Below are 1,957 nucleotides of genomic sequence, written 5' to 3' on the forward strand. Positions count from 1 at the left end.
GTCTTCTCCTGCGTGCTCGAAATCAGCAGATTGTTCGAGATACGCTTGTAGATCGGCAGGTTCAGGTTGAAGCCGACTGGCAGATTGAGGCAGAGGCCCTGGTCGCGGCGGCTTTCCGGCGCCAGCGCCATGCCGAGCTTGATCGCGTCATGTTCGGAGTTGACCTGAACTTCCTTGCCTTCCCACAGAATCTGGCCGGCCGATTTGCGATGGCGGCCGTAGAGCGTGGTGACGAACTCGCTCCGTCCGGCGCCGATCAGGCCATAGAGACCGACGATCTCGCCGGCGCGAACCGTCATCGAGACATTTTCGAAGCCCTTGCCGGACAGGCTCCTCGCCTCGAGGATCGCGGCGCCCGGCGTGAAATGCTCCTTGTGATAAACCTGCTCGATCGAGCGGTTGATCATCATTTTGACCAGCTCGGCATCGTTGGTCTCGGCGATGTTGCGGGTGCCGACCAGCGTGCCGTCGCGCAGCACGGAAACACGGTCGGCGAGTTCGAACACCTCCTCCATGCGATGGCTGATGTAGATGATCGTCACGCCTTCGCCCTTCAGCCGGCGGATCAGGGTGAAGAGCTGGTCGGCCTCCTTGCGGGTGAGGTAGGCGGTCGGCTCGTCGAAGATCAGGAATTTGGTGCCGCGCACGGTGGCGCGTGCGGCAGCAATCAGCTGCTGTTGGCCGATAGTGAGGTCGCCCAGCGTGACATGCGCCGGCAGGTCGAAGCCGAGATCGTCGATGATGGTCTGCGCTTGCCTGACCATGGCACGCTGCTGCAGGATGCCGAAGCGCGAATTCTCCTCGCCGAGGAACATGTTGGCGGCGACCGTCAGGTGGCGGCACAGCACGACTTCCTGGTGCACGGCATTGATGCCGAGCGCCATCGCCTCATGCGGCGTCGCCAGGGCAGCCGGCTGGCCCTCCCAGGCGATCTCTCCGGAGGTGCGCGGCATGACGCCGGTCAGAAGCTTGATGAGCGTGGATTTGCCGGCGCCGTTCTCGCCGACGATGGCGTGGATCTCACCGGACTTGAAGGCGAGGTCGACCGGCTTCAGCGCGTGGGTGCCGGGATAGCGCTTCTCCAGCCCGCGCAATTCGAGGATGGTCCGCCCCGGTTCCAGCACAGGGGCCGGATGCAGTTCCTGCGCCGTCGATGTCATGACAATCCTCCCAGATTGGCCTCACGATTGGCACGCGGCGAGACAAGGATATGTCTCGAAAACAGCCTAGCCTACGCTTATGGATTGCCAAGCCGTTTGTGCGGCAGCTTGTCTCCGGGGCGAGGTGCCCCGGAGACCATTGCGGATGCGACGGCTCAGAGCTTCGGATTGAGCAGCGCGTCGATCTTGGGGTCTTTCATGTTGTCCTTGGTCACCAGATTGGCGCCGGTGTCGACATTGGCTTCGACCTTCTCGCCCTTGGAAGCGGCGAGTGCGGTCTTGATGCCGTCATAGCCCATCCGGTACGGATCCTGGACGACGAGGGCGGAAATGACGCCGTCGTTGAGGAACTTGATCAGCTTCTCGTCGCTGTCGAAACCGACCAGCGCCAGCTTGCCGCCAAGGCTGTTTTCCGCGACAGCCTGACCGACGCCCTGCGCCATGATCAGGTTGGAAGCGAAGATGCCCTTGAGGTTCGGGTTGGCGGTGATCAGGTCGGTGGCGATGTTGAGGCCGGTGGTGGCCTGGCCGTCGGCATATTTATCGGCGACCAGCTTGAGGCCCGGATATTTGGCGGCCAGCTGTTCGGTGAAGCCCTGCTTGCGCTGTTCGAGCGAGCCGGCGCCCGGCGCGTTGGTGATCAGGGCGACGTCGCCCTCGATCTTGCCGCCGTTGGCGGCGCCGATGGCGGCTGCGAGGCCGTCGGCAGCGACGCGGCCGCCCTGGACGTTGTCGGTGGTCAGGAACGAGGTGAAGGCCTTGGAGTCGGCGCCGGAGTCGATGCCGATGACCTTGAC

Annotated in this window: 2 protein-coding genes; both read right to left on the reverse strand. The window is 63.5% G+C overall.

Annotation, left to right across the window (positions count from 1 at the left end; translation table 11 throughout):
* Positions 1 to 1,160 (reverse strand): sugar ABC transporter ATP-binding protein (locus EN893_RS31475; protein WP_164901277.1); only part of this gene is annotated, 1,160 nt, incomplete at its 3' end.
* 155 nt (positions 1,161 to 1,315) lie between these two features.
* Positions 1,316 to 1,957, reverse strand: a 642-nt coding sequence (locus EN893_RS31480; protein ID WP_164901278.1) for a substrate-binding domain-containing protein, incomplete at its 5' end; no start/stop codon positions are given.

This window comes from Mesorhizobium sp. M7A.F.Ca.CA.004.04.2.1 (assembly GCF_004022825.1).
GTDB lineage: Bacteria > Pseudomonadota > Alphaproteobacteria > Rhizobiales > Rhizobiaceae > Mesorhizobium.